32 protein-coding genes and 2 tRNA genes are annotated in these 26,158 nt (G+C 38.6%); 11 read left to right on the top strand and 23 right to left on the bottom strand.

Features of this window, described 5'->3' with window-relative positions; genetic code table 11:
• Positions 1 to 9 precede the first annotated feature (9 nt).
• Both MCBB_RS10750 and MCBB_RS10755 read right to left on the bottom strand, forming a co-directional pair.
• A complete protein-coding gene (locus tag MCBB_RS10750; RefSeq protein ID WP_071907757.1) occupies positions 10 to 411 on the bottom strand; it encodes a hypothetical protein in 402 nt (133 codons plus the stop codon).
• A 127-nt stretch (positions 412 to 538) separates the two neighbouring features.
• The gene (locus tag MCBB_RS10755) at positions 539 to 835 is read right to left on the bottom strand and encodes a hypothetical protein (protein ID WP_071907758.1); all 297 of its coding nucleotides are present in this window, start codon (positions 833 to 835) and stop codon (positions 539 to 541) included.
• A 238-nt stretch (positions 836 to 1,073) separates the two neighbouring features.
• Between MCBB_RS10755 and map the strand changes: the two genes are divergently transcribed.
• Positions 1,074 to 2,006, top strand: coding sequence for a type II methionyl aminopeptidase (gene map / locus MCBB_RS10760; protein ID WP_071907759.1), 933 nt, complete (start codon positions 1,074 to 1,076; stop codon positions 2,004 to 2,006).
• A gap of 364 nt (positions 2,007 to 2,370) precedes the next feature.
• Here map and frhB read toward each other — a convergent pair whose 3' ends face one another.
• Genes frhB through frhA form a run of 4 tightly spaced genes read right to left on the bottom strand, consistent with a single transcriptional unit; the run spans position 2,371 to position 5,781 of the window.
• Positions 2,371 to 3,255, bottom strand: coding sequence for a coenzyme F420 hydrogenase subunit beta (gene frhB, locus MCBB_RS10765; protein ID WP_071907760.1), 885 nt, complete (start codon positions 3,253 to 3,255; stop codon positions 2,371 to 2,373).
• 12 nt (positions 3,256 to 3,267) lie between these two features.
• Positions 3,268 to 4,077, bottom strand: coding sequence for a coenzyme F420 hydrogenase subunit gamma (frhG, locus tag MCBB_RS10770; RefSeq protein ID WP_071907761.1), 810 nt, complete (start codon positions 4,075 to 4,077; stop codon positions 3,268 to 3,270).
• Between the two features lie 4 nt (positions 4,078 to 4,081).
• Complete coding sequence (gene frhD / locus MCBB_RS10775) at positions 4,082 to 4,552, bottom strand: coenzyme F420-reducing hydrogenase, FrhD protein (RefSeq protein WP_071907762.1); 471 nt, start codon at positions 4,550 to 4,552, stop codon at positions 4,082 to 4,084.
• 8 nt (positions 4,553 to 4,560) lie between these two features.
• Positions 4,561 to 5,781, bottom strand: a complete 1,221-nt coding sequence (gene frhA, locus MCBB_RS10780; protein WP_071907763.1) for a coenzyme F420 hydrogenase subunit alpha — start codon at positions 5,779 to 5,781, stop codon at positions 4,561 to 4,563.
• A 452-nt stretch (positions 5,782 to 6,233) separates the two neighbouring features.
• Between frhA and MCBB_RS10785 the strand changes: the two genes are divergently transcribed.
• From MCBB_RS10785 to MCBB_RS10805, 5 genes are all read left to right on the top strand, one after another.
• Positions 6,234 to 6,680 (top strand): PepSY domain-containing protein, encoded by a 447-nt coding sequence (locus MCBB_RS10785; RefSeq protein WP_071907764.1) that lies wholly within the window; start codon positions 6,234 to 6,236, stop codon positions 6,678 to 6,680.
• Positions 6,680 to 7,399 (top strand): proteasome assembly chaperone family protein, encoded by a 720-nt coding sequence (locus MCBB_RS10790; RefSeq protein WP_084789961.1) that lies wholly within the window; start codon positions 6,680 to 6,682, stop codon positions 7,397 to 7,399. The genes MCBB_RS10785 and MCBB_RS10790 overlap by 1 nt, the downstream gene beginning before the upstream one ends.
• A gap of 6 nt (positions 7,400 to 7,405) precedes the next feature.
• Positions 7,406 to 7,479, top strand: a tRNA-Arg gene (locus MCBB_RS10795).
• A 142-nt stretch (positions 7,480 to 7,621) separates the two neighbouring features.
• A tRNA-Arg gene (locus MCBB_RS10800) sits at positions 7,622 to 7,696 on the top strand.
• Between the two features lie 564 nt (positions 7,697 to 8,260).
• The gene (locus MCBB_RS10805; RefSeq protein WP_071907765.1) at positions 8,261 to 8,776 is read left to right on the top strand and encodes a hypothetical protein; all 516 of its coding nucleotides are present in this window, start codon (positions 8,261 to 8,263) and stop codon (positions 8,774 to 8,776) included.
• A 191-nt stretch (positions 8,777 to 8,967) separates the two neighbouring features.
• On the opposite strand, the gene MCBB_RS10810 is transcribed toward MCBB_RS10805, so the two are convergent.
• The 17 genes from MCBB_RS10810 to hpt all read right to left on the bottom strand — a co-directional run bounded on the left by MCBB_RS10810 (position 8,968) and on the right by hpt (position 21,074).
• The gene (locus MCBB_RS10810) at positions 8,968 to 10,182 is read right to left on the bottom strand and encodes a TIGR00375 family protein (RefSeq protein ID WP_071907766.1); all 1,215 of its coding nucleotides are present in this window, start codon (positions 10,180 to 10,182) and stop codon (positions 8,968 to 8,970) included.
• Between the two features lie 355 nt (positions 10,183 to 10,537).
• Complete coding sequence (locus MCBB_RS10815; RefSeq protein ID WP_071907767.1) at positions 10,538 to 11,311, bottom strand: proteasome assembly chaperone family protein; 774 nt, start codon at positions 11,309 to 11,311, stop codon at positions 10,538 to 10,540.
• On the bottom strand, positions 11,312 to 11,485 hold the full coding sequence (locus tag MCBB_RS10820) for an RNA-protein complex protein Nop10 (protein WP_071907768.1): 174 nt from the start codon (positions 11,483 to 11,485) through the stop codon (positions 11,312 to 11,314).
• Between the two features lie 2 nt (positions 11,486 to 11,487).
• Complete coding sequence (locus tag MCBB_RS10825) at positions 11,488 to 12,267, bottom strand: translation initiation factor IF-2 subunit alpha (protein ID WP_071907769.1); 780 nt, start codon at positions 12,265 to 12,267, stop codon at positions 11,488 to 11,490.
• A gap of 232 nt (positions 12,268 to 12,499) precedes the next feature.
• A complete protein-coding gene (locus MCBB_RS10830; protein ID WP_071907770.1) occupies positions 12,500 to 12,685 on the bottom strand; it encodes a 30S ribosomal protein S27e in 186 nt (61 codons plus the stop codon).
• Between the two features lie 10 nt (positions 12,686 to 12,695).
• The gene (locus MCBB_RS10835; protein ID WP_071907771.1) at positions 12,696 to 12,974 is read right to left on the bottom strand and encodes a 50S ribosomal protein L44e; all 279 of its coding nucleotides are present in this window, start codon (positions 12,972 to 12,974) and stop codon (positions 12,696 to 12,698) included.
• Positions 12,975 to 13,097: 123 nt separating this feature from the next.
• Positions 13,098 to 14,153 (bottom strand): DNA replication complex subunit Gins51, encoded by a 1,056-nt coding sequence (locus tag MCBB_RS10840; RefSeq protein WP_071907772.1) that lies wholly within the window; start codon positions 14,151 to 14,153, stop codon positions 13,098 to 13,100.
• A 2-nt stretch (positions 14,154 to 14,155) separates the two neighbouring features.
• Positions 14,156 to 14,890: a proliferating cell nuclear antigen (pcna) gene (gene pcn / locus MCBB_RS10845; protein WP_071907773.1), complete on the bottom strand. Its 735-nt coding sequence runs from the start codon at positions 14,888 to 14,890 to the stop codon at positions 14,156 to 14,158.
• A 20-nt stretch (positions 14,891 to 14,910) separates the two neighbouring features.
• Positions 14,911 to 15,648 carry a hypothetical protein gene (locus tag MCBB_RS10850; RefSeq protein ID WP_071907774.1) on the bottom strand — a complete coding sequence of 246 codons (738 nt, stop codon included), beginning with the start codon at positions 15,646 to 15,648 and terminating at the stop codon, positions 14,911 to 14,913.
• Positions 15,649 to 15,748: 100 nt separating this feature from the next.
• Entirely contained in the window at positions 15,749 to 16,066 is a 318-nt protein-coding gene (locus MCBB_RS10855; RefSeq protein WP_071907775.1) for a transcription factor S, read from the bottom strand.
• A 333-nt stretch (positions 16,067 to 16,399) separates the two neighbouring features.
• A complete protein-coding gene (locus MCBB_RS10860) occupies positions 16,400 to 16,837 on the bottom strand; it encodes an NUDIX domain-containing protein (protein ID WP_071907776.1) in 438 nt (145 codons plus the stop codon).
• 119 nt (positions 16,838 to 16,956) lie between these two features.
• Positions 16,957 to 17,586 (bottom strand): endonuclease dU, encoded by a 630-nt coding sequence (locus MCBB_RS10865; RefSeq protein WP_071907777.1) that lies wholly within the window; start codon positions 17,584 to 17,586, stop codon positions 16,957 to 16,959.
• 78 nt (positions 17,587 to 17,664) lie between these two features.
• On the bottom strand, positions 17,665 to 17,928 hold the full coding sequence (locus MCBB_RS10870) for a DNA-directed RNA polymerase subunit L (RefSeq protein WP_071907778.1): 264 nt from the start codon (positions 17,926 to 17,928) through the stop codon (positions 17,665 to 17,667).
• A gap of 263 nt (positions 17,929 to 18,191) precedes the next feature.
• Complete coding sequence (locus MCBB_RS10875; RefSeq protein WP_071907779.1) at positions 18,192 to 18,551, bottom strand: hypothetical protein; 360 nt, start codon at positions 18,549 to 18,551, stop codon at positions 18,192 to 18,194.
• A gap of 142 nt (positions 18,552 to 18,693) precedes the next feature.
• Positions 18,694 to 19,263: an exosome complex RNA-binding protein Csl4 gene (locus MCBB_RS10880; protein ID WP_071907780.1), complete on the bottom strand. Its 570-nt coding sequence runs from the start codon at positions 19,261 to 19,263 to the stop codon at positions 18,694 to 18,696.
• A 199-nt stretch (positions 19,264 to 19,462) separates the two neighbouring features.
• Positions 19,463 to 20,449 carry a diphthamide biosynthesis enzyme Dph2 gene (gene dph2, locus MCBB_RS10885; protein ID WP_071907781.1) on the bottom strand — a complete coding sequence of 329 codons (987 nt, stop codon included), beginning with the start codon at positions 20,447 to 20,449 and terminating at the stop codon, positions 19,463 to 19,465.
• A gap of 49 nt (positions 20,450 to 20,498) precedes the next feature.
• Positions 20,499 to 21,074, bottom strand: coding sequence for a hypoxanthine/guanine phosphoribosyltransferase (gene hpt, locus MCBB_RS10890; protein WP_071907782.1), 576 nt, complete (start codon positions 21,072 to 21,074; stop codon positions 20,499 to 20,501).
• 482 nt (positions 21,075 to 21,556) lie between these two features.
• On the opposite strand from hpt, the gene MCBB_RS10895 reads away from it, so the two are divergent.
• From MCBB_RS10895 to MCBB_RS10915, 5 genes are all read left to right on the top strand, one after another.
• Complete coding sequence (locus tag MCBB_RS10895; RefSeq protein WP_071907783.1) at positions 21,557 to 22,888, top strand: signal recognition particle protein Srp54; 1,332 nt, start codon at positions 21,557 to 21,559, stop codon at positions 22,886 to 22,888.
• Positions 22,889 to 23,209: 321 nt separating this feature from the next.
• Positions 23,210 to 24,475: a tRNA pseudouridine(54/55) synthase Pus10 gene (locus MCBB_RS10900; RefSeq protein ID WP_071907784.1), complete on the top strand. Its 1,266-nt coding sequence runs from the start codon at positions 23,210 to 23,212 to the stop codon at positions 24,473 to 24,475.
• Between the two features lie 336 nt (positions 24,476 to 24,811).
• Positions 24,812 to 25,102, top strand: a complete 291-nt coding sequence (locus tag MCBB_RS10905; protein WP_071907785.1) for a 50S ribosomal protein L21e — start codon at positions 24,812 to 24,814, stop codon at positions 25,100 to 25,102.
• 5 nt (positions 25,103 to 25,107) lie between these two features.
• Positions 25,108 to 25,440 (top strand): RNA polymerase Rpb4 family protein, encoded by a 333-nt coding sequence (locus MCBB_RS10910; RefSeq protein WP_071907786.1) that lies wholly within the window; start codon positions 25,108 to 25,110, stop codon positions 25,438 to 25,440.
• Positions 25,441 to 25,508: 68 nt separating this feature from the next.
• Positions 25,509 to 26,087: a DUF655 domain-containing protein gene (locus MCBB_RS10915; RefSeq protein ID WP_071907787.1), complete on the top strand. Its 579-nt coding sequence runs from the start codon at positions 25,509 to 25,511 to the stop codon at positions 26,085 to 26,087.
• Positions 26,088 to 26,158 lie beyond the last annotated feature (71 nt).

Below are 26,158 nucleotides of genomic sequence, written 5' to 3' on the forward strand. Positions count from 1 at the left end.
TCCCCCTCATCAGATTTTACCCTTTTTTTCCAATTCTTTTTCCTTTTTCTCTATGTCTGTAAGTAGTTTCTGAAGTTTTGCATATTCAGTCTGGACTTCTAGGCGACTCACCCTTTCGTTTATTTCACTGTGAAGGTAACCTGCCTTCTGCATGAGATCCGATGTGTTTTTCCTTATTGAAGATAGTTTCTCCTGTTCTTCCCTTGTAAGTGAAATGTTACCCATCCTACGTTTTGATTCCAGATCCCTCTCAACGAGTTCTATCTTCTTAAGCTCTGCCTGTTTTGCCAGGAATTCCACGTTGCTCTGGGCTTCCCTTACACGTCTCCACTGCATAAGTACAATGATTAACCCTACAACTGCAATCACGGCAATGATTATTAAGAAAACATTCTGTGGAATTGTCTGCATATAATCCCCCCTTATTATTTATAAAAACTCTTCATATAAGTATGATCTTTTTTAATTCATTTACACTTCCATTCCACTTGAAATCTCAAAGATATTTAACTGATTCATCACCTATTTTAGAATCCTTTTACTTTCTGAACATTTCTTCATCGAAGTCAGATGCATCGTCGTCCCTGTTGTTCAACCATCCACCCTCCTCATCAAAATCAAAATCATCATTTAAATCTGCAAACTGAGTTTTAATATTTGATAATCGTCTTTCAACTATTTCAGATGATTTTTTCTTTTTTAAGGATTTGTAAACCGTTAAAACTACTATTAAAATAATTAAAATACCTGCTACTCCAATTATAATGCCCGTGCTCCCCATCGGTAAAATCATTGGAAAAGAGGCTGGCGCAAGGTACCCCACATCTTTTTTCATTCCTTCGTGAATGTTTACACACTCCCTCTAAGCCCTAACGGCCTTTTTTTATTACTTGATAAATGATACCTTATACAAAATATAAATTGTGGTTTCTATATAATTAGAGTGTCATAATATTATTTTAAATTTAGGCATAAATCTAGATTTTTACGTGGCTCCTACTAAAAAGAGAATAAAAATCCAGAATGTTACTTGTAATCCGATTCATTTTAAAAAGAGAGTCTATAGTGGTTATATGATTGAAATGTACGAAAAAGCAGGCAAAATTGTATCAAAAGTAAGAAAAATGGCTGTAAATTATGTTGAAGAAGATATGAAGGTTTTAGACCTTGTGGAATTTGTTGAAGGGAACGTGAAGGGACTTGGAGGGTTACCTGCATTTCCATGCAACATCTCCATAAACGAGGTTACAGCACATTACACTTCCCCTTGGGGTGATGAAACCCTTCTTAAAAGGGGAGATCTTGTTAAGATAGATCTCGGTGCCCATGTTGATGGTTACATCGCAGATTCAGCTGTGAGCGTGCTGGTTGGAATGGATGCAGACAGTTCACCAGAGGACTCACCCCTCAGCGAAGAAGAACTTGATTTGAGTCTAAACCTAATTGAAACATCCCAGGAAGCACTTGAAAGTGCCATAAGCACGGTTCGGGATGGTGCCACCCTTGGAGAAATTGGAACTGCAATTGAGGACACCATAAACGCCAGGGGGTTCAACTCTGTTTCCAATTTAACAGGTCACAGTATGGATCAATGGATACTCCATGCGGAACTTTCAATTCCAAACGTTAGGGAGAAAAATGACCATCAAGTGGAGGAGGGAGATGTTCTTGCAATAGAACCCTTCGTAACCAATGGTGTCGGCAGGGTCGTGGACATGAAGGAAACATACATCTACAAATTCATCCAGGAAAGACCACTGCGTATGAACCAGGCCAGGAAGCTCCTGAACACCATAGAAGAAAATTACAGAAGCCTTCCATTTGCAGGAAGGTGGCTTGTGAACGATACTCCAACACCAAAGTTCAAAATGGCCATGAGGAAACTCATAAGTTCCAGGGCGGTTTATCCATACCATGTGCTCAGGGAGAAAAGCAATGCAAGGGTTGCTCAGTCTGAACACACCGTTATGGTTGAGGCGGATGGGTGTAAAGTTTTAACCGAATGAGGAACTCAAAAACCTTAATTTTTTTTAAAAGTTTCTTTTTCTTTTTTATTAAAATTTTATCAAAAAAAATCTTTTCAAAAAATTGATCTTTATTTTTTTATTTATGAATTAATTTTTAAAATTTAATAATGATTGATTCAGCAAATAATTTTTTATTAAATGATTTTTATTTTAATTTTACTTTAAATGAAACAGCTAAATGAGTTAATAGATTAAAATTGTTTGTTAAAAAATTATTAAACGCAGACCGTGATGTTAAACTTAATCTATAAAAATCAGGATTTTTAGAAATTAAACTTTAAAAATGAACTCTTAAAAATAAAAAAAATATTGTAAAAGGGATGTTTCATCCCATTTACAGGTTTTATACGTTTGCAAGTGGGTCTTCTTTTTCGCTGCTTGCTTTGAATGGAACAGGTAATCCCATTCCTTTCCTCTTGTCGATCTCCTTCATCGCTTTCTCTTTTTTCTGAGTTGCGAGTTTTGTGAGCATCTCAAGACCAAATTTACCTTCGTTAACAGGTTTGGTTTCTATGACTCCAGCTTCAACTGCAGCTTTGAATATTGTTTCTCCGCCTTCTGTCCTTGTGAAAACTGTGGACCAGCCGTCTGGGGAACCAACTGAACCTGTTGAAACGTCTGCAAGTTCTGCAACGTAGTCAAGACAGACTTTACATCCTGCCTGTTCGTATCCATGGGTTTCTTTGAGTGGGATTGTTAGGACGTCGTCCTGGGTTTCTACTATGAATTTACCCTTTCCTATGTCCATTTTCTCAACGAGTTCCATGCTAATTCCCATTTTCTCTGAAATGAAGGTTTCAAGAGATACGAATGGGAAGTTCTCCATACAGAATATACCTGTGAGGAGTGCTATCTTGTCTGCAAGGAACCTTACACCGAATGGGTAAGACTGCATTTTCCTTATACCCATAGTCTGACAAGGAATTGCAACGGTACCAACTTTTTCAAGACCGTACTGTCTTACTGCCTGTTTTAGCATTAAAACGTTTGGTGAAAATGTGTATTTGGTTCCTGCTGCAGCTATTATTTCATCTGCGCTCATTGCAACCATTGGTGCTGGTTTCCAGAATTCGTCGGTTGGTCCAGCAACAACTGCACCATCGATGAGTTTTTCTTCAAGGGCGTAGCAGAAGAGAGCAGATACTATTCCACCATCTTGTGAAACTTTTTGGATCTGTTTATCAGTTGACCTTGCGGTAACAACTTCTTTGTATGTTCCTAATACCATTTTCTCATCCTCCTATAACCCTAAATCCTTTTTAATCCTGTCAGCTGGCCACCAGCTTCTTGGGCACTGGACGTAGCATATACCACATTTAATACAGCGTGCACTGTTGACCTCTGGTCTTCCGTTGGTCATGCTGACTGCTCTGGTCTGACAAGCCATTGCACATGTTCCGCATCCGGTACATAATGCCTGGTTCACAACTTTGAGCTGTAAGTCGCATCCACATGCTTCTGTGTAACCTGCAAGGTCTATCATTGGCTGCAGGTAGTCCATGTCACCGTTTATAACAGCAACAACTGTTTTTGCAATTATCTCTGGGGATGGTGGGCATCCTGGTATTGCACAGTCAACTTTTATGAGATCAGCTATTGGTACAAAGGACTCGTGGTTTGGCTGGGCCTGCTGGCCTCCCCTGGAGTACCTTGTGAAACATCCAGTTGCAGCGCATGAACCAAATGCAACAACTAATCCTGCCTTTTCCCTTACTTCCATTAACTCATGGAGACTGTGTTCATCCTGCAGACAACATGATCCTTCAACAAGTGCAAGGTCCATTTCTGGCATTTCCCATAGGTCTACCAGTGTCTGTCCGTAGACTATCTCCACCATATCTGTTAGTAAATCTGCTAGTATATCGTAATTTTCAGTTAACGACATTCCATCTCCGGTACATCCTGAGAGGTGGATGTATCCGATTCTTGGTTTGGTTTTTTCTTCAGCCACTTTTTCAACCTCCTCTTTTGAAACAACTTCCTTAGGCTCTTCTGAAACTTCCTTAGGCTTTGCTCCCAATCCTAAAAATTCTTTTATGCGGGCCAACATAGGCTTAAACCCCTATTTCCCTCAAGATCATTTCTATGGCCTTAGGAATTCCATTTTCCACACTTTCTGTTAGACCCAATTCAACATCAGGCGCAGAGACATATTCAGGTTGACAACCTATGACCATGACTTCACATTGCTTGCTGAGGTCATGTAAAGGCTGGCTTACAGGCCATGAGTGTGCGTTTTCATAGGCACCTTCGGGTAATTCATCAACAGTGAATTTTTTTACTGTTCCTGGTTCAGCTCCGAACTGGGCAACGTCCACAACTATCATCTTCTTCCATTTTTCGTTTGGAAGTGAGAATATGAAATGTGTACCTCCAGTCCCTGCGTCTATTAGCATTGTGTTCTCTGGTAAACCGTGTTTCTCTTTGTATTCTTCTAAGGCCTTTATAACTGCTGGTCCAAATCCATCATCTTTAAAAAGGACGTTTCCACAACCAACAACCATTATCTCTGCATCGTATGGCATGTTATCCCTTAAATCCTGACCATTTCGTTCTTCAGAACGCTTTTATCCTCATCATCAATTACCATAACGTGGGTTGCACATGATAAACATGGGTCGTATGCCCTTATTACGTGTGGTCCGAATTCGTGATGGAAACCTTCAGTTGCTGGTCCCATTGTTGGGATGTTCCAGGTTGTTGGTACGAGTGCACTGTAGAATCCAATTTTACCGTCTGGATTAACTGTTGCCAGGTGGGTGTCGGTTCCTCTTGGTCCTTCTATGGAACCAATTCCAAGTTTGTTTGTTCCCCTGACATCGAAGTCAGCCCTTACAGGTGCGGAGGTGTCTAACTCAGCAAGTATGTCTATTGCTTTTGAAAGGTTTACTTTCATTTCCATAGCCCTTGCTACGTGCTGTGCAACAACTCCCTGACCTTTGAAACCGTCGAAGACTGCTGCTCTTGCCCTTGGACCTACCTCTATGTTGACTCCGTCGTAGAGTGGTATGGTTGAGCATGCTCTCTTACCGATTTCTGGGTCGTTGTACCAGCTTTCTGGCATTACTTCTGTGAACCTGTCCATGTCGAACTGGGTCCTGTCACCGTATGTCCTGTGTGTTGCAAAGACAGGCTGGTTGTGGACACCGAGACCTTCAGGTAATCCTTTATCTGCAACTAAACCAACTATGAGATCCACGTGTGCATCTACTTTTGGTTTAAGTGCTTTTAACCTTGCATAGAGCCTTTTTCTGGCTACTTCGCTTATGTTCTGAGCCATTCCACCGATCCTTACATCAGATGGGTGTATACCTTCACCAGCAACTGTGTCAACTACTGTCTGTACTGTTTTCCTTATTTCGGAAACAGATTCTACAGCTGTTTTGAAAAGTTCTGGTGGGACAAAATCGGCTGCTATGAGGAAGTGGTGAATAGCGTGACTATTAACGGTGTGTGCTGCTAATGTAAGCTCCCTTAATTGTCTACCTGCTTTTGGCACTTCAATATTCAAAGAGTCGTCTATAGCTTCTACTGAAGCTAAAGTGTGGGGTATCGGACAAACACCACATATTCTCTGTACCATTACGGGTGCAGTTTCTGGTACCTTACCGGTAACCATTTTTTCTAGCCCTCTTACTGGAGTTATACTAAGGTACTGACCTTTAGTTACAATTCCTTCATCATCGACTTCCATACGCAGTTCTGCGTGTCCTTCCTGCCGTGATGTAGGCGAGATCACAATAGTTTCGCTCAAATGTATCACCTCTTGTTTTTATATAATGAACATCAGTATTTCAATTGATTATATATGATATTATAAACTTTTCTTTGGAAGATAAAATGAAAACTATATATATAATGAGTAACTAAAGTATAAATTCCTTTATGGGAATAATGGGGTGCAGAGTTATAAATTCTTTATAAAAAACAGAAATTGTATTGAACTCCATAATGCATCAATTAAACCCAAGTTAAGGAATGTAACCTATTGTATTGATTAGTGATTATCTATTAAGGTATGCTGAGTAGATCAAAGAACCCAAAATACGATCTTGCTCCTAATATACCAAAGTTAAATAACAATTAGAATCAATATATTTGATGATGGATATCATGAGAGAAATCTAATTTCATATTGTTGAAATTTATAAAAAATTAAAATTTATAAAGTTAGAAGATTAAGTGGTAAAATGAAGAGGTGAGAAGATGATAAATAAAAAGATCATCCTATCCGTAATAATCGTGCTCCTAATAGGATTTGCAGCGGCCGGTTATCAAGTTACCACTAAAACTCCTGGATTATGGCAACCTACAACTTCTACTTCACAGAGCCAAAGTTCAACAGGAGATTCATCTCAGACCAGTGCTGGAACATCCAGTCAGGGAGATGTTCAATCTCAGAGTACAGGAACTTCAAGTGAAGGAAGCCAAACAGGAGGTAGTAATGTGAAGATATCATCATCCAAAGCCAAAGCAATAGCAGCAACTTATATAGAGCAAGACGGTGCGTCAGCAGGCACACCAGAATTGAAGACCATTGACGGCAAAAGTACCTACATCGTACCAGTCATGATGAATGGCAAACAAGTGGGTGAAATATACATAGATCCTGAGACAGGTGAGAACCTGGGAGGTGCAGGGGGTGCGCCATAATGGTAAAAATGGTTGAAACAGAAGCTGAATGCTGTAAAATAGTATCTGAAGATGTGGAAAATGCTGTGGTTCTTGAAGGATCACCAGGATTAGGCCTTATAGGCAACATAGTTGGATGGCTCCTTGTTGAAGAGCTTAACATGAAGCAGATAGGTCACATAAGTTCAAAATACTTTCCACCACTGGCAGTTCTTTACAAAGGAATTGCAATACATCCATTCAGGATATACAGTTCAGAGGGAATAGTTCTATTCCTGTCAGATTTCATAGTTCCACCAAACGTTACCTACGATATGGCGAATGTTATAGTTGAATGGATGAAAAAAAACAACAGTAAAGAACTTATAACATTCAACAGCATGGTTGTACCTCAGAAAAATAGTGGAGTTGCAGGTGCTGCAAATTCACAGGAAGCACTACAGAGATTAGGTGATATTGATCTACCAATCCTTCCATTTGGAAACCTTGGAGGTCTTTCAGGTACCCTACTCACAAAAACTGCCTCAAAAAACATTCCTGCATCATGCCTCTTTGCAGAGGTCTTGAATCAGTACCCTGATCCAAGGGCTGCAGCAGGTGTAGTGAATGTTTTAAATACTATGTTAGATATACAAGTGAATGCAGACCCACTCATAAAAGAAGCAGAGGAGATCGAAGCAAGACTCAAAGAACTTGCAAAACACGTTCAAGGAGAGCCAGAGACTCCAATATACATGTAATTACAGGGGCCCGTAGCCTAGTTGGATAGGGCGTCGGACTTCTAATCCGAAGGTCCCGGGTTCAAATCCCGGCGGGTCCGTTAATGTAAACTTCTTTTATACATTTTACATAAATCAAAACTTCAATAGGTAAAACTATCTAAAGTAGGGTCTAACCTTAAATAATATGAATAAAAATAGATAACCTGTAGGTTTACAATAATCTGCAAAAAAATATATTCAGGGCCCGTAGCCTAGTCTGGACAGGGCATCAGACTCCTAATCTGAAGGTCGAGGGTTCAAATCCCTCCGGGTCCGCTTATTTAATTTTTCAGTACGCTCTTTTTAATCATCTTTGATGTTGTTTATTTGATGTTGATGATCTCAACTACCCATTCTCCATATCCTTAAAATCTCAAAAGATGGAATGATCTGGGCGAAATTAAAAATTCATCTCATAAAAATTAGAATTTAATAAGGTGTATTAGTTTTTGGATTTCCACAAAAATTAAAGGTTGAATTAAATTTTCTATAAAAGAAAAATAGATATCTCAATCCACATCATTTTTGTTGAGTAACTGTGTCATGAGGGAAACCAAAACCATTCCACCAATGATAACCGCTGCAATTAAAGTAGCACTTTCCATATTATAACACCTTCTTATTGTATAATTTCGATCTATAAAAATGTACTAATTCATTCTTTATATATTTTCGTCATGGTGATGATTATTATTGAATTAACCTAATTCCCTTAAAAATCGAAAAGGATATATTAATAGAAGTATAACCTAAAATGGGACTATTTTAATTGAATAATAAATTATTGGTTTCGTTAATCTTTAAGAAAAATAAGTTGATGTTAGGAATGGAGAAATTTTAATGAGGAAGTTGATTTACCTTGCAGTGGTGGTGATAGTTCTACTTTTAAGTTCAATTCCTGTGAGTATGTACCTGTCCCAGGATCCACTGAAGGAATTCAGCGGCCCAAGTTACATTCCCCATGGTTACCAGGTGGGTGGTAACAACACAACCAAAAATTCAACGTTCGTACTTTATCAGAACGGAACTGATATAAACCTCTTCGTTGTTGGGGCAACAGAAGATCCTGATAAGAAGTTCTTTAAAAGTATAAAATCTTCATTCAGTAACAACACAACACAGAGCGCTAACCTCATTCTTGTAAAGGAAACCCTGATCGTTGATGGTCATCCTGTAGAACTCCACAGAGAGGAGATAAATGTTAATGGGACTTTAATAGACTTCTTTGAAACCAAATGGTACTGTGATAAGTCAAAGCTGACCATCACAGCAACTGGAATTGTCCCTGCCCTTGAAATGGAAGAAATGAGGAAGATGTTGAAATCAATAAAATGTCATGAAGACTCCTTTTTTTAAAAAATTAAATTGATTCTCCATAATATCTGTTACAAGCAAGATCTGGAAGGTTTCAGTCCATATAAAATGAAAACTTCAACCCATACAATTTTTACAATAAAATAAGAAAACCGACAAAAAAAGAGATAAAAAACTCAAATAGTAGGATAATAAGATTAAAACCTTCAATTGAGTTTTTTAATTCTGATATCTCAGAAGTAGCTGTCCAGTGTGTCCTGTTCGAACATTATCTCCCCGTACTTTCCACCACCACCTGATTCTATGTGGAGGGTGTTGGTTCTAAAGGCTTTTATAACCTTTGAAAGCTTTGGATCCACAGCTTCAATTTCCTCAAGGGGCGTTTGTATGAGGACGTTTATTTCATTTCCAAACTTGTAAACCAGTTCTTTCCATATCTTCTGCACGAAGACCGTTGTGACACCTTTACAGTAGGTTGAACTTATTATCTCTGCAAGGGGAAGTATATGGATATATGGAGGTCTCTCTGGAGGATGATGGGGTTCATCCCACTTGGAAAGTTCGTATATTCTGTAGTCCACACCCTTCTTTATTTTACCACCACAGGGACAGCGCCAGTTGAGTTTTATTGCTTCGGATATCTCGTACTTTCTGTAACACTTTGAACATGCTGTTTTATGATACTTGCCGAGACGTGGATCGAATCCATAGTTGCTGTGTATGTTGCCATTCAGAATTGAATCCTTCACACCATTGAACGTGAATTCTTTAAGTTCCATTTCATTAAACTCACGACCCAAACGGTGCGGCCATGGAGAATGGGCGTCTGAGTTAGTTAAGAAGGTGATGTCCTGAAGCTCCTCGATCCTGTCTGCCATGTCAGTGTCTGCTGAAAGTCCCAGCTCAAGAAAGTCAGGCTTTCTACCGTAGCAGTCATAGACACTGTCGTACTCCTTGTATATGCTCGTCCAGGGTGTGAAGGCATGGGATGGGCCTATTATACACCCCTCTTCATGGGCTGCATCCATTATCTCATCACCCTTCATCCGGATCTTGGGCCTTCCATCTGCATCCATGTTTCCATTGAGTTTACTGCGCAGGGCGTGGACAGATTCCAGTGATGGAAATATTATAACGTGATGAACCCTTTTTATATCCTCAACCTCTGTTGTTAGGATGAATTTGCATAGATCTGTATCATCCAAAGTTTCAGGGACATCTTCAGAACCTTCGGGAATCGTTCCATCTTTCAGGGAGAATATTCCATCAGATGTTTCTTCTGTTGTTTCTTCTATTATGTTAAGCCATTTCTGGTGCAATGCATCACCCGTTGCAACAAGATCCAGGCCCTTGAGCTTTGCCTGGGGTGCCATGGTAACAGGGGACATGTTCTTGGATGTTGCCATGGAGTACCTGCCATGTATGTGAAGATCAGCGTTTATTATCATGGTTCTACCTTTGATTCTGATGCTTTATAACCGTGAAGCTTCATTAAGTTCAAGTAACTCCATCGATTTTCAAAGGAAATTTCCTTCTAAAATAGTTTAGTTCATCAATAGAAATTGGAATTAATCGAATGATTGCAATTAATTAAATCTTTTAAATGTACATTCCATAGATCGTTAAATAGAATCTTTTAAAACTTGTTTTAAAATTTGTAAATAATGATTCAGTCAGGATTTGCAATTAAAAATAGTTAGTTCCTTGTTTGAGCTTGCTAAAGCTTTGCTAAGATATATTAAAAAAGTGGATTGAAAAAAAGAAGTTTAGGTTCTGAAACTGAAAGATAGAAATGTTTCAGTTTTATCCTATGTACCTGAGGTCTTCCTCACCTGGAACTATGTTCATCCTCTCAGTTACTTCTTTTTCCATTTGCTGAGCTTTGGATATCATTTTTCTGGTTTCTTCAGCCCTTTCTTCCAGTTTGGCTATGTCCAAGTCCATCTCAAGCAGTTTCAAGAGTACCTTTAGAACTGCCTTGGATGCATCTGCATCTATGAAGTATCCAGGTGTTTCACCCATTAAGCAGGCCCCTGTAATGCCTTTAGTCATTCCAAGACCAAGTAAAAGTCCAGATGCACCTATTATTCCCCCATCTGCAGACCTAAGGGTTACTTCATGTTCCTTTAATTTTTCTGCAAGTTCAGAGGTTGTTGCAGCACCGAAAACCTTGGGTTTTTCAACTGGCTGTCCTGTTCCAAGACCTCCGAGTGTGAACATCTCATTGACACCGTAACCTGCAACAAAATCCATTATGGTTCCACATATCTCGTACTGACCCTCTGGACTGAGGCCCTGGGTGTTTCCAACTAGGATTATGTAGTCCCTTTCTGATTCTCCCTGTGATTTAAGGCAGTAAAACTCGTTTTTCATTGGTTCTATGATTCCATTCTCATCCACAAAAACTTGAGGTGGGAATGAAGTTGAGTAGAGTTCTGCGAATTTTTCTGCATCCAGTTCATGGATCATGTGCTCTGCAACCAGTTTTCCCACATGTCCAATTCCAGGAAGTGCCTCTATGAATATTGGTTCCTGTAGTTCAACATCCTTGATCATTTTTATGAAAGTTCCATCCATCTAACCAACTCCTTGGCCCTCTAAGAGCTGTTTTTTAAGTATTCTTCTATACTTCCCGTATTTGTCTTCAGGAGAATACTTAGGAGGGTAAATAACTCCCACATCTCCACCACAGTGAGGGCAAACATCCTTCAGGGTATACTCCCTGCAGGACTTGCATTTTTTCATCTTCATTGTTATTCCAGTTCACGGTGGAAACTACCTTCTCCACCTTCTTCCTCTACCACAGCTATTGCTTTCTCTGCTGCTTCTTTAAGCATGGTTTCTGCGGTTATGTAATCAGAAGATTTGACCATTAACCTGTACCTTGGAGCTCCAACACACTGTACTGAAATTTCTCCTTCATCTATAGCACTTAATGCTTTTTTTATAACTTCAACACCCTCAGGTGCGTAGGATTTCAGATCAACGTAACCTGTTATGTGAACTTCAGGTGGAGATATGTTTTTCTTGGCAACTTCTGTGATTGCTTCGGCCCATTCATCAGTTATGGCACTTTCATCGAGTGCACCCACACCTTCTTCTGCAGCTAGCTCAAAGGCACCGTAAAGATCTCCAAACTCTTCCATAAGAGGATATCCAACCTCTTTATAGGCAGTTTCCATGTCTTTGTCCAGGCGTTTTGCAGAAAATTCCAGGAGTTTCTCTGCTTTCTGTTCGATCTTCCACTGCTGCATCTTCCTTGTTCTCTGATCTTCCCTTATCCTTTTAAGGGAAACATCTACATGTCCCTTCTTTGGGTTGACCCTCAGGACTCTTGCAACGATTTTCTGATTTTCACGTACGTAGTCCCTTATGTTCTTCACCCAACCGGAGGAAACCTCGGATATGTGGATGAAAGCTTCTTTTCCCTCGTATTCCTCGAGTCTTGCGAAGGCCCCGTAGTTTAAAACCTTGTGGACAGTTCCAACCACAAGATCTCCTTCATCTGGCCATTGTTTTCTCATTCTTACCATTAGAACACCTAATATGTCTAATAAATATACTTGATATGAAGTACATTATTAATTTATAAATTAATTACAACACCCTTCAAATAACTTTCCATTAGCCGTGAAAAAATTGGATAAAAAAGTTTTAACTGAATTTAATTGAGTATTGCATGAATTAGTATATGAAATTAAGTGGGATTTAAAATCCCGGGACCCGGAGATCCCTGTATTAATACCGAACTTAAGTTTACTGGATTTAATCCAGTACTTCTATTATCTGAGCTTTTATCTCGGATTTTCCACCCTTGGATTTTACCAGGGTCTTTCCGCAGATTATGCACTGAACATTGGATGCAGCATGGTCAAATACCACCTGCTGGTTTCCACAGTCCACACATTTAACCCTTAAAAAGTTGCTTTTTTGAGTTCTGAACTTCGCCATGAAAACCACCTTACATCTTAAATTCTACTTTTCCAGCTCTGAATGAGGATCGTTTGATATGGGTTTTTCCACATTCTTTGCATTTGTATCTGAGGTCGAGTTTTTTAACTGGTTTGTTCCTTGATGGGAGCGGCCTTGGGTAACCCCTGTAACCTGCTGTGACCCTTCTGAACTGACGCTGACCCCATTTTAATTCGCTTGCTTTCCTTCTTTTTGATTCAAATACTTCGTGAATTGTATGTTTTTTGCAACTTGGACAGTAAGTTCTCCTTTCTTTAGGAATTTTCATGTAATCACCTCTTAAATGTAAAAATAAGTTATTTTGATATTTGAAACTTATTTAAACTACTGATCATTAAACTCGTTTAATAAAAAGTCTAATTTATATTAATGTTAGTTTATTATTCATGGCTTATTTATATCTTTGGATGGCCATTCCTTTCCTGTTTTTTATGAGTACCTTTGCATTTGCTTCAGGCATGGTAACGATGTCCTGGGGAATAACAGGACCATAAACATTCTTATCAACGCCTAAAATTGAAGGTAACTCATCGAGTATGAGCAAAGTCTTTAATGTACTGGTTCCGTCTGAAGCCACAGGTTTTAATGTATCTGAAGTTTCATCTGCCCCAAGTGTAATGGAACTTCCATGACCTGAACCTTCAAGATCTGAAACATTTGAACTTGAAATTCCGGCAGCCGTCCCATTAGAATTTGAAGTTTCGTGTGCTTCAGGACTTTTTTCATTGGAAATCCCAGAATTAGACCCTTTTAATCCTTCCTTTTCTGAAGTCTGCTTTGAGGGTTCAGAACCGTATATCTCATATATCTGATCCTCAAATCCAGAGGGATCCCCCTTAACCGGCTCCTTAACTGATCTTTTAACATCCCTTGGAGATTCTGCCTCTAAATCTCCAGGAACTGAATCAGATTGTGAATGAACTTCATCTTCAGGTTTACCCTGTAACTGGGAAGATGTGGCCACTGAAGATTTGGAAGTATCGTTACGAGATTCCTCATGCGCTTCAAGTGAGGTTTCATTCTTGTGGAGATAAGATCTGAGGGGTTTGACCATCCTCTCCCTGTATTTGACCAGAGAATCAACGATTTGAAAGTAAAGGTCCTCTTCTTCAGGAGTGGAGTTCACTGGAACTGCTATGGGGTTTTCCTTCTTAATCCTTGACCTTTTACCCTTGGATTCCTTGAAAAGCTGACGGGCCCTTTGAACATTCATAACGGCATTGTTTGCAATTTTATGCTCCCTTCTCTCACAGATCTCTTCAACTATCCTCTGGGCATCCCTTAAAAGGTATGATTCGAAGGAAAATGGATTATCATCTATCTTCCTCATTAAGGCGTTGAGGTAGTTTGAAACGTCGGTGTAAAAGTTGTCTCCCACACTGGATAGACCACTCATACTACGTTCTTTTTTTTGTATCTCCCTCAATGTCTGGAAAAATTCATCCAACCCTATTCCTCACTTTCTATCCTTGGAGCTAAAAGGAAACTTAGCTCACCCTCATCTGCAACCATGTTCAAAGACAGGGTTAAGGGCATATCGTTTCCAAGTCTCATTACAGCTGTTTCAGAGAATTTATCTGCCTTCAGCATTTCTTTTATTTTTTCCAGTGAGAAGACTGATTTTGCATTCTCAGTTATTTTTTCACCGTGGAGGTACTCGATCTTGGCATCTCCAAATTCACCCTCTGCAGATGCAATGAACTTATCAGAGTCCACAATAAGGGCAATTTTATCAGAAACTATGCTTATGTCCTGAATGGAATTTTTAAGAAGATTGAAAGGTATTTCAAATTCAGTTGGGTACTCAAGTTCAGGTGGGCTTGGTGCCTCGTACTCTATATCTATAAGTCTGATTTTGAAGGTACGCCTTGCCTCATCTTCAAAGGTAACTATTAAATTGCCTTCATCAACCGTTAATTCAACTACATCCTCGGATTTAGCCCTTTTTAAGACTTTCATGAGTTCTTCTGTATCCACGTTGATCTTCAGGGGCTCGTCACATGAGAATACATCAAATAACGCTGATTTAAGTTCAAGGTGCACGAATGTGATGTGGGACCTGTCCAGTGCATCCAACCGTAATCCATCACCGTCTGCCTTCATCTGAACTTCATCTACAATTGAAGATATTGCTTCAAAACTTGTCTTCAAAATGTTTGAATCGCTTAAAACCGCTTTGAACATTTTCATCCTCCTTTCTACCTTTAATCTTCTGATCTAATATCCTTATTATTCTTATCGTTATTATTCTTTGCATCGCTGCTACTGGTTGAGGCATCTTTGACCCTTGTATCTGATTCTGAGGTGGCATTATTTGATTTTGAATCTGATTTTGAATCTTTACCCTGACTTTCTGCGTTATCAGGGTTGATCTTCTTTTCAGCAGCTTCAATTTCCTTGTGTATGTTGTGAAGGAATGTTCCACCAAACAATCTCTTTGCAAATGCTAAAATAATTATAATAACACCTAAAAGAATCAATAAAACTGCAAACGCAGATTCATCACCGAACATTACATTGTCCGCCACTTTAACCGTTGGGCTTAGGAAGAGAAACATTCCATAGACTATCATTACTGCCCCCAGTAAGGTGGCCAGTGCCTGGAGTATAAGGGATTTATGGGATTTCAGGTCCCCAAAAATTGCATGACCCGTGAATCCCTTTGTGAAGGAGAGATCATGATGTTCCTCAGTAGATTCCTTTTTTTCAGTTATTTCAGGTTTTTGAGGGTTTTTACTTTCAGGTTCCTCCGTAACTGGATCCTCAGTTGTGCCTTCAACAACAGGCTCTTCATCCGAATTCTTAGTTTTAAAGAATTTTTTTATATCGAAGGATGATGATTTTTTGGAACCTGAAACTTCATCTGCATCAACATCGTCATTGTGAGAATTTAATCTATCCTCTGAAACCTTCCCTGAATTTTCATCTGAATCTTCTGCCAATTTATTGTCCCCCTTAACCTCTAAAACATTGCAATGTAATGTTTTCTGTAGTAAACAGTTAGTAGAACTTCACTTTAACTGATGTTATCTGACCATGGATTTAATCGTACTCGCGCCAGGTGTGTCCACACTTGGTGCATCTTAAAAATCTTGTTTCAGATTCATCAGCACTTCTTGTCTGTCTTAAACGCCAGTAAGCTTCATTATTTCCACATTTAGAACATTTAACCTTTGTTTTTGGTAGTGTTTGGATGTTGTCACTTGTAACTATCACACTCTCTTTTGCATCCACCTTTTCAGAAACCTCGTACTGACTCACAGATTCCTTGGTCATTTCCTTTGTGTATCCGCAGTTCTTGCATTCGAAACAGTCCCCCTTAGGAAACATGACTGTTCCACATTTTGGACAAAATTCCATTTAAATCCTCCTAATAATAAACTAACCTCAATAGAAGTTTGAATTAGTTATTAATAAACTTTGATTTTACTCAAATGATTCAATTTTTAATTTTAGTTTTTAATTTTAGTATTTTTAGGTACTGATTTGATAAGTACTTTATAGTATGCCTTTTTTAGTAAGTTATCTTTTTTAATTTAAGTGATATTCCTTTTACTTTTTCCCTTTACTTTAAGGTTATTTTTACCAATTCTCCTTTAAATGCCTTGGTTTAAAAAATTTTCCTTAAATTACATTCAACAGAAGTTGTTGAAGGGTTCATGTGAATTAATAGGCATCTGAATTCAGTGCATCCTATTCATTATATTTATTGAAGATTTTAAGGCCTTCTTCAATTATCTGCCTATGATCGAAGGCAAGATCAAGCTCTAACATCTCAGGGATGCTGAAGTACTGGGCATCCTCTGCATCCGTGTCTGCAGTAAGTTTGCCAGATGATTTATGTGCCAGAAATACAACAGAAACTGTGTGTCCCCTTGGGTCCCTTTCTGGATTCGAGTAAACACCTATAAGATCCTTAAGATCGATCTCTAGACCTGTTTCTTCCTTAGCTTCCCTTGAAGCCGCTGCTTCCACAGTTTCACCGTACTCAACGAATCCGCCTGGAAGCGCCCAGAAATCTTTGTAAGGTTCATTTTTACGTTTTATAAGGACAAAACACACTTCCCCATTACATATTTCCTGATCGTCATCGTAAATCAAGGCATCGACAGTTAAAAAAGGATTTCTGATTTGAACACTTCCTTAAAATTAGTTCAGATTCTTAATTTTATGTTACTTACTAAAAATTATGTTACTTACTAAAAAGCATCTTTAAATTGTACGCAGTTTTCAATGATTTTAATGTTATATTAAGCGCTTCCCCGTGACTCTCCAGTTGTGACACCTGCAGCTATTAGGTGTGCAGCCCTTATAGGTTCGGGTATGGCACTTCTGGTTGATGAAAGCTTCACAACTTCAACTGCATCCTCCAGTTCCATCCCACATATCTGGATGTATACTGGTTCACCATCCTTATCAACCCTGTGTATCTCACCAGCTTCAAGAATACTCTGCCAGCGATCCTCCCAGTTCTTGAAGTGCTGAAGGGCTTTTTTTATCCTTTCGAAGTTCGGCTGCTTTCTCATCACCACGATCACAGGTATTCCTGTTTTCCGGCATATCCTGGGGATGTTTGCAACGTTGAAACCTCCAAAGGTAACTCCGTCAAGCATTATAATTCCAAGCTGTTCCTTCTGCCTGGAACCGTTGACCATTGAGATTATCTTCTCTGTTGCATCATCACCATCCACCTGTACAAAGGTTCTCAGAACACCGTCGAACCATTTACCTGCCCTGAAGACAGTTCCAACGACCATGACTGGATCACTGGTGTGGGGTGTGAATGGAGCATCATCAACTCCAAGAATTCTTATTTCCTGTTTTATGGACCGAAAATTTCTTTTTGGAATAATTTCGGGGTGATTTTCTTCAGCTCTCATCTCTCATCAGGTTACCTGAAGATCTGCTTATCCAGAGAAAATTTATAAAAATTTGGGTTTATAAAATCTATAAAAAAATTAGGATTCTGAAGATTCTACAAGAGTTTTGAACTCATCACATTGAGCTTTAAGTGTTTCTGCAGCTTTTTTAAGTGATTTTTTTGGATTTTTAGCCTTTATCTGGAGCTTTGGTTCTCCAATGATTGGGTGTTCTATGACGTAGGCTGCAGCTTCAACATCCTCATCTTCCATGAGAGTTTTTCTCAGGGCGTTGCAGAGTGTGTGGGTTTCACCTGTAATTTCTATCTCTAATTCCTTTTTCTTATCGGTTATTATCTTCATTTTATCCCTCATATCATTGAAAATATTCATTTATGCTGAGTTTTTACTAAACTTCGCAAATCATATTAAAAATAATATAGTTTAATGCAGTTATCAAAGCTTCTTTTTATATTATTTAGTAATTTTAATATGAAATTCTATATTAAATTTTATATTATATAAAGGTTCAAAAAATTTTATTCCTGTTATGTATTTTAAAGGAATAAATATTTTTCATTGACTAAAAAATTATTGTTCTTCTTAGCCCGCCTCTAAAATTGTGGTTAATAAACTAAACAAAGAACAATTATAAAGATAAACCAAAGAATAACCCAAACAAAGAATATCTTATCCCAAATACCCATAGATAAGTATTGGTACTTTTCAGGATACTTTTTCTTAGCATACCAAAAGAAAGGAGTACTAATCATCATGATCACTAAAAATACAGCATAAATATGGCCTGTAATACTTCCGATTATAAAAAGAATTCCAAGTACACATGCCAAAAAACTTTTTTTATAATCTAAATCTTTTTCCAGATGTTTTCGCTTAGAAAAAAGAATAGATAGACCTGTTCCAACAATAAAAACAACACCGAATATTGAAAATAATAAATTAAAAATTAAGTTTACAGTATCCATGAATTATTCCTTCAAAAAATAAATGACCTTTCTTCAACATGCCACTTTAAAATTTAAATATCAAGAAGCATTAGCACGACTAAAAAAGGTAGCAACACATCTCTGTATGATAAATTAGCGATCCAAAATAAAAAACAGGGAATTAACCCTCATACTTCGAAGAAATATTTCTTTTCTCCTTCCTTCCACAATTTGGACATGTGACTTCTTTTTTACCTGTTTGCTTCATGAAGTGCCTGCAGTTAGTGCACATGGCCTTTAAAACTCCGAGTTCAGGTTCGGCTGTTGTCAGGTCAACGTTGTCTATTCCAATGACCTTTGTAACCCTTGCCTCTATAAGGTCTCCGATTCTGAATTCATCGGTCAATTTGTCCACATAGCCCTTTTCAGCCTGAGATATGTGTATTCCGCCTGAAAAAGATGTTACAAGACCTCTGCTGTTGTCCTTGATGCTGTCTATTTTCATAAGGGCTCTCTGACCCCTGACATCAGATATCTGTCCAACAACTACTATTCCCTTCTTAATAAGGGATGGAGAACTGGTTTTTGGTATTATGGATATTTTTTTCTCCTTATCATCCACTGAAACTGTTCCTGCAATGAGGGACCTTATTTCCCCGTCGTCATCGTAGGTCCCCTCAGATGGAAGGAACTCCTCACTAACTCCTAAAGAATCTCCAGGTAGAACAAAATCTCCAGATTTGGTTTTCATTGATTCACCTCAACTAAAGTCTATGAACTAATCATGAGTTGTAGCTATCCACATGCAACACCCTTGTATCCGGCTACAAACATAAGAATCGCATTATTTACTGAACTGTTATTATGCGTATGTTAACCCACATGGTTAATAAAATGATCAGGATTTGAATGAATTTTTTTTAGAATACTCGCCTTTTAACCATCATCATTCAATGCTCGATCTCATCCATCATGTAGTCTTCCCAGTCCCTTTTGCCGAGAACTATTTCAAGTTCCTGAGGTGTTAAAAGCGGTTTTTTGTACATATTAGCGTCATCAATAGCTATTCTTGGACATGCAGTCATTACAAATGCATCTATGTCCATGAAGGGAGTTAGAAGCTCTGGTGAAACATCATCCATGATCAGTATGTACGCTTCCTTCTTCTCTTTGTGGATCATGTTCTTTAAAACTTTTGCAAGTTCCATCCTGGACTGGCCCTTCTTTGATGAAACAATTATGCCAAAGCTTCCAGCATCCATTGCCTTGGCTATCCTTGCAAAGCGAATTCTCATAATTCTATCTGCAAATTCATCAATATCTCTTGCCTCGTTGATGTAAGGATCCGCTATTACAACTGGTTTATCTGTGAAGAGTTTTATTCCGAGGGTGTGGAAGTTTCCACTCCCAACGTAGAGAAATGCATCGGCTTCGAGGTCTTTTATGGATGAGAAGTTGCAGCCAAGGATTTGACCATTTTGGGTGCCTCTCCCCCCATGCATAACAACTTCTTTCCCATTTTCTTCCAGAAAATTCTTCATATCCTGGAGAAGATAGAGGTGTTGAGCTGTTGTTACCAAACCTATCCTCTTGTAGCCTTCAAGAAGTTTCATTGCACTGCTCAACGCCCCTTGAACATCCATGTCAGATCTTGTTTCAACGAATATAACCGGAATATCGTATTTAATTGGCAGTGCTGTGTGGCCGAAGTGAACCAAAAGATCAACAACATCCTTCATATCTGTATCAGCTGCATCACAAGCCCCATAACATGGATCAGCAGAGATTATAACGGTTGCACCAGTTTCATCTTCGATCTGTCTTGCTATCCTGGTTGCATGTATCTTAAGACCTTCTGGAAACTGTACCCCAACAACTTCTGCATGGAACTTTTTTATTTTCTCTATAACCCCTTCAACATCAAATTCGTAGCCCAATACATTACCTCCCAGATCTATAAGATTAAAATAATGAATACCCTTAAAATCACAGGGTTTCGTCAACACTGCCCTCTATTACAACCTTTCCATCAACAACGTTCAGTTTCACCAGGCTCCTGACCTTGACCCCTGTCTCGTCTTCAACCACGTATTTACCTTTTCCCTTCTCTATAACTGCCATAACATCAACGATTTCAACACCAATGGCTTCAAGGGCTTTTAACACGGCTATCATGGTCCCTCCTGTGCTCACAACATCATCAACCAGGATCACTTTGTCCCCCTTGTTGAGTCCGTTTATGTAGAGTTTCCCTTCACTGTAGCCTGTCATCTGGTGCACTGCAACCTCACCTTCAAGACCGTAGGATCGTTTACGGATAACAACAAATGGTTTTCCTGTTTTAAGGGATAGTGCAGTTGCTATGTGTATTCCCATTGCTTCAACACATACGATTTTGTCAACATCCATATCACCAAACTTTGAAATACCTTCTGCAACCTCTTCCAGTATTTCAGGTTCAACTAGAGGAACTCCATCTGTAACAGGATGTACAAAATAATCATAATCGCCTTTTTTTACTACAGGAGATTCTATTAGACTTTTTTTAAGTTTTTCGAACATTTTATCACCTAAGTGTTTGAAGTGTAATTAGAATTTTTAGTTAATAGTTTGAACAATACGAACAAGCAAATCCAATGAAGTTACGTTAGTAGAATCCTTAAAAATGGATAAAATCCACTGCAAATCCAAATTTTTTTATTTCTCAGTTTTTAAAGGAAATAACAAAATTTCTCTACTAACATTTTATACCATATTATATTAACCTAAATTTATTATAATGTTGATTGTAATATAAATTTAAATTTATTAGGAAGACATGGATCTAATGAAGACAAGGATATAAAAGGATCCACCCAATCATTAAAGGGGATTGAAATCCAGATGATCCTTTAACAAATCAATAAAAATCAGCACGTGACAATTTTACACTTAAAATTAGTAATTGAACGCGTGAAGCTTAAAAACAGTTTACTAAACTAGAATTTGTAATTCAGAGCATTTTAACTTATTAATATGCAGATCAACAGGAACTGGTGAAAATCATGCTGGGCAATCTTGGCAAAAACCTGACCAACACCATGAAAAAGCTGGCAGGAATGAGTATAATAGACAAGGAAGTCGTTAAAGAGGTTATAAAGGATATACAGAGGGCTTTAATCCAGTCTGATGTTAACATCAAACTGGTTCTCAACCTCTCAAAGACCATAGAGGAAAGGGCTTTGAATGAAGAGCCCCAAAAGGGTGTTACTCCCAAAGAACACGTTATAAAGATAGTCTATGAAGAACTGGTTAACCTCGTTGGTGAAAAAGCCCAGGAAGTTGAAATAGACAAAAAGCCCTACAGGATCCTGTTTATGGGACTTCAGGGAAGTGGTAAAACAACCACAATATCCAAACTCACACGTTACCTGCAGAAAAAGGGTTTCAACCCGGCAATAGTCTGTACAGACACATGGAGACCTGCAGCATATGAACAGCTACGGCAGCTCACAGAACCAATGAACGTGCCCCTCTACGGTGACCCTGAAAACAAGGACGCCCTTGATCTGGCAAGGAAGGGTCTTGAAGAGTTCAAGAAGAGGGACCTTGTAATTGTGGATACTGCAGGAAGGCACAAGGAGGAGAAGGACCTACTGGATGAGATGGAAAGTCTTTCATCCATAGTTAAGCCAGACGAGGTTATACTCGTCATAGATGGAACAATAGGACAGCAGGCTAAAGAACAAGCCCTTGCATTCAGTAAAACCACAAATATTGGTTCAATAATCATAACCAAACTCGACGGCTCTGCAAAGGGTGGAGGTGCACTGTCTGCAGTTGCTGAAATTGGTGCCCCAATTAAGTTCATAGGAACCGGGGAGAGGGTTGATGACTTTGAAGCCTTTGATCCAGAGCGTTTCATATCAAGACTCCTTGGAATGGGGGACATCAAAAGTCTCATAGAAAGGGCCGAGGAAATAGCGGAAGAAGACATGGATATGGACAGTGTTGACGCTATGCTCAGCGGTAAATTCACCCTAAAGGATATGTATGCTCAGTTTGAGATGATGAATAAAATGGGACCTATGCAGCAGGTTATGAACATGATCCCTGGTATGGGTGCCAAGCTTCCTAAAAACGCCTCAAAGGTGACTGAAGAAAAGCTCGGTAAGTACAAGGTACTAATGGATTCCATGACTGAGCAAGAACTGGAAAACCCCTCTCTTATAAAGCAGTCCAGAATCAAGCGAATAGCACGTGGATCCGGTATGAAAAATGAAGACGTTAAGGAGCTTTTGAAGTACTACAACACCACTAAAAAAGCCATGAAAGGTTTTGGAAAGAGGAAAATGGGCGGACCAATGGGTCAGATGATGCGTCAGATGATGCGCTGATAATCTTCAAATCCAAATTTCTAAACCCCATTTTAAATTTTAAGAATATTAAATTAAGATATTAAAACAGTTAACCAACTTCTTTATAAAATAACAGGAGTTGAGTTCACTTTCCCCTTAAAAATTGAGTAGAATTAAAAATGAATAAATTTAATCCTCTAATTTTTTATTAAAATTTTTATTAGGATATATAATGGACAATGCTCTTGAAACAACAGTATTTTAAAATAAAGAGCATTATAAAATAACAATCCAACATTTACGTTAATTTAAATATAATGAATCATATTTAAGGATGTATTTTAAAGGATGAGATATGAAATGGAACCAGAAATAAGTGAAATATTGGATAAAGCTTTAAAAATTATTGAAATAACTGATGGTCATATATGCAATCGATGTTTAGGTAGAAACTTCTCAAAAACAATTCCTGGAGATGGAAACCTGAAAAGGGGGGAGTATGTGAGGAAGCTGTTGTCTGAAAATGCATCTGAAGTTTCCAAAGACGTTCCATCAACAGAGAACTCAAATCCGTGCTACGTGTGCGGCGATCTTTTCAAAGAGATTGATGCTGCAGAAAACAGTATCACAGATAAAATAATCAAAAAAATAAACGAATCAGGAATTGAATTTTCACACTTCCTCGTTGGTTGTCGTGTGGATCCTGAAATCCTCAAGAGGGAGGAGGAAATTCGTGAGGCACTGCACATTGACGTTGAAAACATCAAAAAGGAGATCAACAGAGAGATAGGTAAGGATCTATCCATCCGACTCCATAGAGAAGTGGAATTCGACAACCCACACCTCGTTGTGACTGTGGACTTTAAGAAGGGCAACATAGAGCTCCAGATAAATCCTCTGTTCATTGAGGGCAGGTACAGGAAACTCGTGAGGGGTATTCCCCAGACAAAATGGCCCTGCACAGCATGTAAAGGCAGGGGATGTGAAAGGTGCAATTACACAGGTAAAATGTATCTTGAAACAGTTGAAGAGTTTGTATCAGGGGATGCACTTGAAATGACCAGAGGTAATGGAGCCAAATTCCATGGTGCGGGTCGTGAGGACATCGATGTTAAAATGCTGGGCAGTGGAAGACCCTTCGTCCTGGAGATCAAGGAGCCGAAGATTCGCAGCATAGATCTTGAAGAACTTGAAAAAAGAGTTAACCAACATGCAGAGGGTAAAGTTGAAGTTCTGAACCTGAAGTTCGTTGGTAAAGAAAGGCGCAGCCAGATAAAAACATCCACAACAGACACCTACAAGGTTTACAGGGCACTTGTTCAAACTGAAGAGGATGTAGATACTGAGGATCTTGAGTCCCTAAAATCATTGGACGTCATCAAACAACGCACCCCAATACGTGTATCCCACAGGCGCGCAGATAAGATAAGAACACGTCATGTGAAAAATCTGGAGTTTGAAATGTTGGGTTCAAATTTATTCGAACTTACAATCCACTGTGAAGGTGGACTCTACATAAAAGAGCTCATATCCGGAGATGAAGATAGGACAAACCCCAGTGTCTCCCAGATCCTTGGCACCCCTGCACTGTGCACCAAGCTCGATGTAATGGAAGTGAACATTTAAGAGTGTAATTATCAATATTAATATATAGCGAAAAATAACATTCAATGATCAATTATATATATGGATTTCATTCAAACTCATCTATCAGCTACAAAAAAGATGTTAATCATAAAATGATATAAATCTAGGATGAAACAGACATTTCATCAGTTTGAAATTATCTGATTTAAACGGATTTTATTCAATATTCTTGTGAATCAGCTTTTATTTGAGATGAAATCAACGTTGTAGTATGATAAGACGGAATGAGCCAAGATCATTAGATTGTGGCTTAATAAATCTGACATTTAGTCATTATTTCAATCAACCTTTAAAGGTTGACTTGGAGGTTCAAAAATGAGAAGATCAAGAGGTTTTAGAAGTAGAACACGTTCAAAACTTAAAAGAAGTATAAGGCCAAACAGACCAAACCCCATAACCAAAAAAATACAGACCTTTGATGAAAATGATATCGTTCACATAATAATCGATTCAAGCATTCACCGAGGCCAGCCCCACCCACGTTTCCATGGTAAAACCGGTAAAGTGGCTAAAAAAAGGGGAAGTGCATACATAGTAGAAATAAACGACGGTAACAAAGCTAAAAAGTTAATAATAAGACCAGAACACCTCAAAATCCAAGAGTGATATTGATGATTGGAAAAAAAGTGGTAGAAACTGATCCAGTAACAATTGTTGAAGTTAAAACCATGCTTGAGGAACGTTCCGAATCTTATGAACTTACTTACGAACAAAACATTGCTTTAGACCACGTTACAAAGTTTTCAAAGATAGAAGAAGAACCTGCACTAAAATTAGTGGAAGAACTTAAGGAAATCGCTAAAAAAAGTCAGGCCACCAAAATCGCAGACCTCATGCCTGTGGATCTTGCAGATTTAAGGTTGATATTTGCGAAGGAAAGGGGTTCACATAAAAAGGAAGATTTAGAACAGATACTGGAAATAGTTGATAAGTACAGGGAATAATTCGAATTAAAATTATGGATATCCCCAAGACTCAAGTCTAACATTAAAAAAACCATCCGGGTGGTTGAATGGAAGATTATGCGATTATTCTTGACTATCTTCCTTTAGGTTATTTTAAGGAAGGTGCGCCTTCATTTAAAAGAAAGCCCATAGCTCAGGCCGTGGGGACAGAGGAATTCACAATCCTCGAACTTATTCCAAAGGACATGGCTCAACTGGACATACATGAAAAGGTTTACATCGGCCCTGGAAAAAGGGATAAAATAGCACGTGTGAACAGACGTCTGCGAACTGATAAACTAACTGCCACAGCAAAGTTAGAACTTGGATACGTCATTGAAGAAATTGTTAAAGAACGTGAGGATAAGTTCATTGAATTCTTCAATGAAGCAGGCCCAATATCAACCAGACTTCACCAGATCGAACTTCTGCCCGGAATTGGGAAGAAACACATGTGGGACATAATAAACGCAAGGCAGGAGAAGAAATTCGAAAGCTTTGAGGATATTAAAAAAAGAGTTCCCATGCTATCAGACCCTGTGAAACTTATTGTGAAACGTGTTCTTCTTGAACTCGAAGTAACAGACGATAAGAGAGGAAAAAAGAAATATACACTCTTTACAAGGCCTCCAAAACGTCATTTCTAATCTGTAGGTGTATTTGTTAATTAACACCATCCCTTACACTTTTTTTAACTATTTTTAACTATTTTTTAGGA

Source organism: Methanobacterium congolense (assembly GCF_900095295.1).
Classification (GTDB): domain Archaea; phylum Methanobacteriota; class Methanobacteria; order Methanobacteriales; family Methanobacteriaceae; genus Methanobacterium_C; species Methanobacterium_C congolense.

Bases quoted from the DNA above. Each gene is read 5' to 3' on its own strand.
- MCBB_RS10835 (WP_071907771.1), bottom strand. From the start codon at position 12,974: ATGAAAATTCCTAAAGAAAGGAGAACTTACTGTCCAAGTTGCAAAAAA.
- frhG (WP_071907761.1), bottom strand. From the start codon at position 4,077: ATGTTGGCCCGCATAAAAGAATTTTTAGGATTGGGAGCAAAGCCTAAG.
- MCBB_RS10880 (WP_071907780.1), bottom strand. From the start codon at position 19,263: ATGAAAACCAAATCTGGAGATTTTGTTCTACCTGGAGATTCTTTAGGA.
- frhB (WP_071907760.1), bottom strand. From the start codon at position 3,255: ATGGTATTAGGAACATACAAAGAAGTTGTTACCGCAAGGTCAACTGAT.
- MCBB_RS10755 (WP_071907758.1), bottom strand. From the start codon at position 835: ATGAAAAAAGATGTGGGGTACCTTGCGCCAGCCTCTTTTCCAATGATT.
- MCBB_RS10815 (WP_071907767.1), bottom strand. From the start codon at position 11,311: ATGGATGGAACTTTCATAAAAATGATCAAGGATGTTGAACTACAGGAA.
- MCBB_RS10905 (WP_071907785.1), top strand. From the start codon at position 24,812: ATGAGAAGATCAAGAGGTTTTAGAAGTAGAACACGTTCAAAACTTAAA.
- MCBB_RS10870 (WP_071907778.1), bottom strand. From the start codon at position 17,928: ATGAAGATAATAACCGATAAGAAAAAGGAATTAGAGATAGAAATTACA.
- MCBB_RS10820 (WP_071907768.1), bottom strand. From the start codon at position 11,485: ATGAAGATGAAAAAATGCAAGTCCTGCAGGGAGTATACCCTGAAGGAT.
- MCBB_RS10805 (WP_071907765.1), top strand. From the start codon at position 8,261: ATGAGGAAGTTGATTTACCTTGCAGTGGTGGTGATAGTTCTACTTTTA.
- MCBB_RS10915 (WP_071907787.1), top strand. From the start codon at position 25,509: ATGGAAGATTATGCGATTATTCTTGACTATCTTCCTTTAGGTTATTTT.
- MCBB_RS10910 (WP_071907786.1), top strand. From the start codon at position 25,108: ATGATTGGAAAAAAAGTGGTAGAAACTGATCCAGTAACAATTGTTGAA.
- MCBB_RS10750 (WP_071907757.1), bottom strand. From the start codon at position 411: ATGCAGACAATTCCACAGAATGTTTTCTTAATAATCATTGCCGTGATT.
- MCBB_RS10825 (WP_071907769.1), bottom strand. From the start codon at position 12,267: ATGGTAAGAATGAGAAAACAATGGCCAGATGAAGGAGATCTTGTGGTT.
- MCBB_RS10895 (WP_071907783.1), top strand. From the start codon at position 21,557: ATGCTGGGCAATCTTGGCAAAAACCTGACCAACACCATGAAAAAGCTG.
- MCBB_RS10810 (WP_071907766.1), bottom strand. From the start codon at position 10,182: ATGATAATAAACGCTGATCTTCACATACATGGCAGGTACTCCATGGCA.
- MCBB_RS10785 (WP_071907764.1), top strand. From the start codon at position 6,234: ATGATAAATAAAAAGATCATCCTATCCGTAATAATCGTGCTCCTAATA.
- pcn (WP_071907773.1), bottom strand. From the start codon at position 14,890: ATGTTCAAAGCGGTTTTAAGCGATTCAAACATTTTGAAGACAAGTTTT.
- MCBB_RS10865 (WP_071907777.1), bottom strand. From the start codon at position 17,586: ATGAGAGCTGAAGAAAATCACCCCGAAATTATTCCAAAAAGAAATTTT.
- MCBB_RS10875 (WP_071907779.1), bottom strand. From the start codon at position 18,551: ATGGATACTGTAAACTTAATTTTTAATTTATTATTTTCAATATTCGGT.
- MCBB_RS10830 (WP_071907770.1), bottom strand. From the start codon at position 12,685: ATGGCGAAGTTCAGAACTCAAAAAAGCAACTTTTTAAGGGTTAAATGT.
- MCBB_RS10855 (WP_071907775.1), bottom strand. From the start codon at position 16,066: ATGGAATTTTGTCCAAAATGTGGAACAGTCATGTTTCCTAAGGGGGAC.
- MCBB_RS10790 (WP_084789961.1), top strand. From the start codon at position 6,680: ATGGTAAAAATGGTTGAAACAGAAGCTGAATGCTGTAAAATAGTATCT.
- map (WP_071907759.1), top strand. From the start codon at position 1,074: ATGATTGAAATGTACGAAAAAGCAGGCAAAATTGTATCAAAAGTAAGA.
- hpt (WP_071907782.1), bottom strand. From the start codon at position 21,074: ATGTTCGAAAAACTTAAAAAAAGTCTAATAGAATCTCCTGTAGTAAAA.
- frhD (WP_071907762.1), bottom strand. From the start codon at position 4,552: ATGCCATACGATGCAGAGATAATGGTTGTTGGTTGTGGAAACGTCCTT.
- MCBB_RS10900 (WP_071907784.1), top strand. From the start codon at position 23,210: ATGGAACCAGAAATAAGTGAAATATTGGATAAAGCTTTAAAAATTATT.